The sequence below is a fragment of the Marinobacter sp. V34 genome (genome assembly GCF_055524115.1).
The window spans coordinates 262,849-270,291 of record NZ_JBUPZY010000007.1; the positions used below are offsets into that span (position 1 = coordinate 262,849).

The following is a 7,443-nucleotide window of genomic DNA, read 5'->3' on the forward strand; positions in this document are numbered from 1 at the left end:
GCCGGCTGCGGTTTGCGGCGGTCATCAATAGACATACCGGACATCCGAGGGTGGCAATGAACGCAAAAGCACAGGCCGTGATAACAACAATTCCAATGCAGGAAGCTTCGCTGGACATTTGGAACAGCAAGTACCAACTCAAAACCAAGACCGGTGAACCGGTCGATAAGGACATCGAAGCCACGTACGAGCGTGTCGCCACTGCCCTCGCCGAAGTTGAAAACAAAGCCGACCGTGCCAAATACAAGAAGGAGTTCGTCTGGGCCCTTCGCCACGGTGCCATCCCCGCAGGCCGCATTACCTCCAACGCCGGCGCGGAAGCCCACAAACCGGCTACGTCCACCATCAACTGCACCGTGTCCGGCTCCGTTCAGGATTCCATGAACGACATCCTGGAGAAAAACCACGAAGCCGGCCTCACCCTCAAAGCCGGTTGCGGTATTGGTTATGAGTTCTCCACCCTGCGCCCCCGCGGCGCCTACGTGGCCGGCGCCGGTGCCACCACCTCCGGCCCGCTGTCGTTCATGGATATCTTCGACCGCATGTGCTTCACCGTGTCTTCCGCCGGTGGCCGCCGTGGTGCCCAGATGGCGACTTTCGATGTACACCATCCAGACGTGATCGACTTCATCCAGGCCAAGCGTGAAGATGGCCGCCTGCGCCAGTTCAACCTCTCGCTGCTGATCACCGAAGACTTCATCGAAGCCGTGCGCAACGGCGACGACTGGCACCTGTCGTTCCCTGTTACCGAGAAAGAAGTCGCCGATGAAGAGCTGGACCTATCCGACGCCAGCCAGTTCGTGTACCGCGACTTCCCGATCCAGAAAGGCTATGTGGTCAATGGCGAAGGCAAGGTGGCGTGCCGCATCTACCGCACCCTGAAAGCCCAGTTCATCTGGGACACCATCATGACCAGCACCTATGACTACGCCGAGCCAGGGTTCATCCTGATCGACAAGGTCAACCAGATGAACAACAACTGGTTCTGCGAAGACATCCGCGCCACCAACCCTTGCGGCGAGCAGCCCCTGCCCCCGTACGGCAGCTGCCTGCTGGGCTCTGTGAACCTGACCATGTTCGTGGACTACCCGTTCACCGACAAGGCCAGCTTCAACTATGAGAAGTACCGCAAGGTAGTGGGCATCTTCACCCGCATGCTGGACAACGTGGTGGAGATCAACGGCCTGCCGCTGGAAGAACAGCGCCACGAAATCACCTACAAGCGCCGCCACGGTATGGGCATCCTCGGCCTGGGTTCCACCCTCGCCATGCTGCGCATGCCTTACGGCTCGCCGGAATCCGTACAGTTCACCGAAGACGCCGTGCGTGAGATGGCCGTGGAAGGCTGGCGCCAGTCCCTGGCCCTCGCCGACGAAAAAGGCGTTGCGCCGATCATGAACGACGAGTTCGAAGTAACCCCAAAGATGCTTAGCAAGTGCCCGCAGCTGTCCCAGGATGGTTATAAGCTGGGCGACAAGCTCAAGGGCAAGGTACTGCACGCCAAATACAGCAAGTACATGCAGCAGATCGCCGGCGTAGAGCCGGAGCTGATCGAGCAATTGGCCGAAAAAGGTGGCCGCTTCACGCACCACACCTCCATCGCGCCCACCGGAACCATCAGCCTGTCGCTGGCCAACAACGCCAGTAACGGCATCGAGCCAAGCTTCTCGCACCACTACGCGCGAAACATCATCCGTGAAGGACGCAAGACCAAGGAAAAAGTCGACGTATTCTCCTTCGAGCTGCTGGCTTACCGCCACCTGGTCAACCCAGGTGCCATGCCCTTCTCCGAAGAAGACGACAAGCGCCTGCCCCAGTACTTCACCACCTCTGAAGACGTGACGCCGGCGCAGCACGTGGACATCCAGGCCGCGGCACAGCTGTGGGTGGACTCGTCCATCTCGAAGACCGCCAACGTGCCCCAGGATTTCGCGTACACGGACTTCAAAGACATCTACATGTACGCCTACGACAAAGGCCTGAAGGGTTGCACCACCTTCCGCTTTAATCCGGAAGCCTTCCAGGGCGTGCTGGTTCAGGAGAAAGACCTGGAAAACACACTGTACGAATTCACCCTGGACGACGGCAGCAAGGTCACCCTCAAGGGCAACGAACAGGTAGAGTACGACGGCGAGCTCCACAACGCCGCCAACCTGTTTGATGCGCTGAAAGAAGGCACCTACGGCAAATACTGATCCCGGGAACCGACACAGGACAACGAACATGACCGTTAAAATCAGCAACAAAATCGTCGGCTACCGCGTAAAGAAAGCCGACCCCGAAGCAGCCCAGCCAGCCGCGCAGCCGGAGCACAAGCCGGTTGAAATGAACGAATACATCGAACGGCCGGACTTCCTGCTGGGCACCACCTACAAGATCAAACCGCCGGTGGCCGAGCACGCGATGTACATCACCATTAATGACATCCTGCTCAACGAAGGCACCGACCACGAAAGCCGGCAGCCGTACGAAGTGTTCATCAACTCCAAGTCGATGGAACACTTCCAGTGGGTTATCGCCCTCACCCGCGTTGTCTCCGCCGTGTTCCGCAAAGGCGGCGACGTGACCTTCCTGGTGGAAGAGCTGCGCAGCGTATACGACCCCAACGGCGGCTACTTCAAGAAAGGCGGCGTATTCATGCCCTCCCTCGTTGCCGAAATCGGCGCCGTGATCGAGAAGCACCTGAAAGCCATCGGCCTGATCGAAAGCGAGGAAATGAGCGAAGTCACCAAACGCATCCTCGCCGAAAAGCGCGCCGAATTCGAAGCCAGCCACACCACGGCCACGAACGACGACAAAGCCGGCGACTACCCGCCCAACGCCACCATGTGCGGAAAGTGCAGTACCAAGGCGGTGATTGTGATGGATGGGTGTGCGACTTGTTTGTCTTGTGGGGATAGTAAGTGTGGTTGAGGTGATTGACTGCAGTGAGTGATGAAAGGCCTGGAGTGTGAAAGCTTCGGGCCTTTTTGTTCTGGGTCGGTGGAATCATTTGACCGATTTATGATTGCGGAAATGCGACCGCTTCATGATTGCGCAGTATAGAATCTACCAACTTGGCTGTATTGTTTTGCAAGTTATTGGATTTACGGCTATTTCTAGCGAGTATTTTAGGGGATCGATTAGATCGTGAAACGTAATAACGAAGCGGTCAAATTTTTGCAATCTCTGATACGTCGGTCTAACTGCTGTTATACGTAAGGGAGAGAAATGGATCTAGCTACGATCACAGCCTCTGGATTGTTGGCGATACTGATAAACGTGATCGGGGCATTCTGGATCAAAGAGCGGCTTCGGCAGTCTATTAAGTACGAATATGATCAAGATCTGGCCAAGCTGAAAAGCCATCTAGATTTCGAGCTGGATAAGAAGAAACGTCTCTATGAAGGAAAGCTGGCTCAGTATAAGAAATACTTTGCCCTTATGGATTCTTATTCGCTGGAGCAGCGGCACGCGCTGATGGACGGATTTCAGGAGGGAATCTTCAAGATTTTGGAGAACCCATCGACCGAGAACACGATCGAATACATCAAAAAGACGCTCAGCCTGCAGAATGATATTTCAGATCAGTTTTTGATGTTCAAAAACGAAATGAATGGCCTACGGCTAGAAGCCGGAGAGCCTCTGCTTGAGTTGATTGAGTCCTACGTCTCCGCTCTCGAAAAAGTACAGGAGAGAACGGTATCGTTTCTGAGCTGGATGAACGAGAACGCGACGACTTTTTTAGCCCAGCCAGAGGCTGCGCAACAAAAGGTTCAAGAATTCATGCAAGAAGAAGCTTCTGCGGAAGCTCAAGAATTGATTGGTCTTCAGGAGCAAATCTTCAGGGAAATGCGGCGTGAGTTGGGCATCGTTTAACCAGTCAATTAAGTTCGTTCCCGGCCTGGCGGCCGTCCACCGGACGTCCCTGTCGGGCCGCCGCTTATTTCAGCGTTATTTGACCTTCTAGCGAGGAACTATGGAAGAGCCGGACAATGATTGGCGGATGGAAGATGTGTTCTTTGTTTCAGAAGACACTCGCCTACCGTCTGGCCAAATAGCGAGAAAGGGAAGCCAAGTTACCAGGCAATCAGTGGCAAGGCTCAACAAGAAAAAAGTTGTTTGCATCGCCTTACCAAATGCGACCGCACTGTTCCTTAATGCTTCACGCCGATCTTGGGAAGAAGCGCAAGATATTCGCAAGAGTTCAAAAATTGATCGCTCTATCAAACCAGAAGTGACATTTTTGACTCGTGCCGAGTCCTTCGATTATCTAGAGCGAGTCATGGAATCGGTTGTAATGGCGCACACGGCTTTGGAAGCCTTCGTTAATGAAAAAATCCCCGATGACTTCATTTACAACGCGCATCGGAAAAGCGACGTAATACTGGAGCGAATGAAAAAACGTGACATTGAGCGCTATTTGTCGCTTGGGGAAAAACTGTCAGATGTTTTGCCTGACTGTCTCGCTGTGGATTCGCCAAAGGGTTCTCGGTGCTGGGAAGGGTTCGTGAAGTTAAAACGAATACGTGACCGAATAATTCATATGAAGAAAGAAGATCGCAGATCTTCAGGCCCCGACATTCCCACGCTTTGGCATGCTTTGTTCAAAGTAGAGGCACCTTTCAGGCAAGCTAAAGAGGTCTGTGACTATTTCATCAGGAACATGCAGAGTGATCCTCCAAGATGGCATTCAGAGTATCCCAGCAAATAACAAGGCCAGGCACGGCGACGGCTTTTTCGTTGCGGCTTCGCCTCCACTACAAAGCCGCGCATGCTGGCGGCGTTAGCTTGGTGAGAAATATGGAGAAAATTGCATGGGTATTAGTATTTCTTGGGGTTTGCATGAACGCATCCGCTGATCCAGTCCAAATCGAAACAGACAGCTTTTTGCTTTCACTTCCATCTGGATGGGAAATTGAAGAGCTATCAAGCCAAGCCAAGTTAGTGGGTCCAAACGACGAGTATCTCGTTGTCTCTTCATATCGCATCTCTGGAGAAGGAAATGACCAGGACCTAGAAGGCATAAGAAAGGAGTTCAACGAAAATATAGCAGGCACAATGCAGCAGGCCGCAAACGAACCGGATTTGAAAATCGTCAAACCGTTGAAAAATGAGAAGAGTGACAATGGCTCCACGGTCTGGAGCATTTCAACTGAGACAACCGACGGCACAGCCTTCTACAGCCTATTCGGGTCTGTAGGACCTCGGGTGGCTTTGCTTCTGACAGTTGAGGGGAATATGCAGTACAAAGAAAGCATAGAGACCGTGCTTAATTCCCTAAACAACGTCCAGTGGCAATAAAGCTAACACATATGAGCCTTCTCGGAATCAATAGGCAATAGTCGTTTTTTTGGCCGCGCCAGCGGCCAATCTAAACCCATGAGCGAGAACGCCTGCTTCGTTAGTCTCGTTGGGCTGTCAGGCACTCACAGCAAACACATATAGGGGCTCTCTTAGTGTGGCTTTAGGCCACGGCCTGACCGGTCGTTCCTTCAGTGGGTCAGGGGCACCAGACATTATTCGGTTAACCGGCCACTGGCACTATTCAAGCGACGGGCTGCTGGGCTCCAGTTAGGTTCAGGCTCAGGACCGGTGTAAGCGCACTGGCTCATGGTATTAAGGCACGCCCACGGGATGGCTAATCAAGTCGCACTGGCTTCGGCCTCGGTGATATAAAACCGGTTTGGCATCACGTGCCAGTCAGCAGACATCCGGTTTTTAGTATCATCCTTTCTGATCCAGTTAGGCATCATACTCATCCCGTGGCGTGACTAACCTGTCAGGAACCGTTGTTCATCGAAGACCCTCCGATGCTTAAGCATGAAATAGGTGGCGCGCCCCAGCTTGTGGGCGAGAGCCGATAAGGCTTTGGCTTTGTTCATACGTTTCTGAAGTGTTTGCAGGTATCGTTGCGCTTTTTCATTGCCCCGCAGATACAACACCGCCGCCTCTGAAAACGCCCACTTGAGGTGGGCATTACCGATTCTATTGCCTTGGGTGCCATAAGTTTTACCCGCAGACTCCGCCTTACACTTGATCAATCGGGCATAGGATGCGAATTTTTGAACCGACTCGAAACGCTGAATGTCGCCGATTTCATAGAGGATGGTCAGTGCCAGGATGCGCCCCACACCGGGGATGGTTCGTAATACGCTGAGCGAGGCGGGATCGTGTTGTTTGGCTTGTTGCTCCAAGTGCCATTCCAGCTTGCTGAGTTCCTGATGATAAAACTGAAGAATGGCCAGATCCAGATCAACATTCCTTTGTACTTCGGGGTGTTCGAATGTGTTGTGTAATTGAGTGCGGGCATTAAGGTTTTTCAGATTGACCCGGTTCGGAGGCAAATTGTATTGACTGGTGGTGTTGATCACGTGGGCTTTTAACATGGCTCCGTGTTGAACGATTCGAGTTCGCCGCCGGAGTAGGTCCCGGGTAGCCCGCATTTCTTTAGGGTAGACGTACGCGAGCGGAAAGTTACCACCCCGCATCAGTATCGCAATCTTGAAGGAGTCGATGCGGTCGTTCTTGGTCTTACCGCCGTGGATAGCCTTCATATACAGAGCGTGGCCCAGAATGAAGGCAATGCCGTGTTCCTCACAAAGGTCAGCGATCCAGTACCAGCAGTGCATGCATTCGACGCCGATAACCAGGTCATCCCGGAAGGGATCGAGAAGCGCCAGCAGCGGTTCAGGCTGGGCCTTGATCTCCTTGTGCAGCAGCACCTCGCCCTGTTGGTCGAGGATGCAGACATAGAGGCTGCGGGCGTGCAGGTCGATTCCACAATAATGGCGGTGGGTGCTATGGTAAAAGTTCATGAGTCTTCTCCCTTGTAGTGCTTCGTCGCCTTCCAGCTTAGCGGGCAACCGCTGGGCTGGGGAGAAGGCTCAATCAGTATCAATCGGCTGCACAGCGACCGATTTTCCGCCGCTTCGCGGCTCCAAATCGGCGCGTGAGCCGGGCGTTAAAAAGTAATGGGAGAGTTGTGCAGATTACCCCAGAAATAATAAGTACCATTGGCCTAGCTCTGGATCTAGTTGGTGCCCTAATGATTGGTTTTGAATTTTTCAGGAAATTTGGCGGCGACAAGTTTCGACCTGATGCGGGGTTGGCGGTTCACCCGAAGAAGGGTGTTATCCAACAAAGTGAAGTCCAACCAACTGACGAATATGCAAAGTGGGAAGCCAGGCGAGAAAAAGTGGCGAAAATTGGTCTTTTCGTACTTTGTTTGGGTTTTATCCTGCAGATCGTCGCAAATTGGGTATAAATTTTTAACAAGTCGCAGCAGTACGTGGCCTACGGCCACCGGACGCCACTGTCGTGGCGCCGCTGTGCTCAGCGTTGAGGCTGTAGAAAAACTCCGAATCGTGCCCCGGTTTTGCTAGGATCAGGCAAACGGACAAGGAGTCGTCAGATGCCCAAAGCCAAGCCCCGCTTCAAGCCCTACAACCCCGACCAGAACGC

Annotated in this window: 7 protein-coding genes; 6 read left to right on the plus strand and 1 reads right to left on the minus strand. The window is 53.3% G+C overall.

The genetic code is table 11. The features are described from left to right. Positions 1-56 precede the first annotated feature (56 nt). The 5 genes from AC0B60_RS13625 (at position 57) to AC0B60_RS13645 (ending at position 5,283) form a co-directional block, all read left to right on the plus strand. Positions 57-2,195: an adenosylcobalamin-dependent ribonucleoside-diphosphate reductase gene (locus tag AC0B60_RS13625; RefSeq protein WP_465086359.1), complete on the plus strand. Its 2,139-nt coding sequence runs from the start codon at positions 57-59 to the stop codon at positions 2,193-2,195. Positions 2,196-2,223: 28 nt separating this feature from the next. Continuing rightward, complete coding sequence (locus tag AC0B60_RS13630) at positions 2,224-2,913, plus strand: TSCPD domain-containing protein (protein WP_292050022.1); 690 nt, start codon at positions 2,224-2,226, stop codon at positions 2,911-2,913. A gap of 297 nt (positions 2,914-3,210) precedes the next feature. Further along, positions 3,211-3,858 (plus strand): hypothetical protein, encoded by a 648-nt coding sequence (locus AC0B60_RS13635; protein WP_465086360.1) that lies wholly within the window; start codon positions 3,211-3,213, stop codon positions 3,856-3,858. 100 nt (positions 3,859-3,958) lie between these two features. After that, positions 3,959-4,693, plus strand: coding sequence for a hypothetical protein (locus AC0B60_RS13640; RefSeq protein WP_465086361.1), 735 nt, complete (start codon positions 3,959-3,961; stop codon positions 4,691-4,693). Positions 4,694-4,782: 89 nt separating this feature from the next. Continuing rightward, positions 4,783-5,283, plus strand: coding sequence for a hypothetical protein (locus AC0B60_RS13645; protein ID WP_465086362.1), 501 nt, complete (start codon positions 4,783-4,785; stop codon positions 5,281-5,283). A 470-nt stretch (positions 5,284-5,753) separates the two neighbouring features. Here the strand turns inward: AC0B60_RS13645 and AC0B60_RS13650 are convergent, their stop codons facing one another. Beyond that, on the minus strand, positions 5,754-6,797 hold the full coding sequence (locus AC0B60_RS13650) for an IS110 family RNA-guided transposase (protein WP_465086363.1): 1,044 nt from the start codon (positions 6,795-6,797) through the stop codon (positions 5,754-5,756). Between the two features lie 167 nt (positions 6,798-6,964). Between AC0B60_RS13650 and AC0B60_RS13655 the strand changes: the two genes are divergently transcribed. Next, on the plus strand, positions 6,965-7,246 hold the full coding sequence (locus AC0B60_RS13655; protein WP_465086364.1) for a hypothetical protein: 282 nt from the start codon (positions 6,965-6,967) through the stop codon (positions 7,244-7,246). Positions 7,247-7,443: the final 197 nt, after the last annotated feature.

Excerpts from the sequence above, each read along its gene's own strand:
- AC0B60_RS13625 (WP_465086359.1), top strand. The coding sequence starts at position 57 with ATGAACGCAAAAGCACAGGCCGTGATAACAACAATTCCAATGCAGGAA.
- AC0B60_RS13630 (WP_292050022.1), top strand. The coding sequence starts at position 2,224 with ATGACCGTTAAAATCAGCAACAAAATCGTCGGCTACCGCGTAAAGAAA.
- AC0B60_RS13635 (WP_465086360.1), top strand. The coding sequence starts at position 3,211 with ATGGATCTAGCTACGATCACAGCCTCTGGATTGTTGGCGATACTGATA.
- AC0B60_RS13640 (WP_465086361.1), top strand. The coding sequence starts at position 3,959 with ATGGAAGAGCCGGACAATGATTGGCGGATGGAAGATGTGTTCTTTGTT.
- AC0B60_RS13645 (WP_465086362.1), top strand. The coding sequence starts at position 4,783 with ATGGAGAAAATTGCATGGGTATTAGTATTTCTTGGGGTTTGCATGAAC.
- AC0B60_RS13650 (WP_465086363.1), bottom strand. The coding sequence starts at position 6,797 with ATGAACTTTTACCATAGCACCCACCGCCATTATTGTGGAATCGACCTG.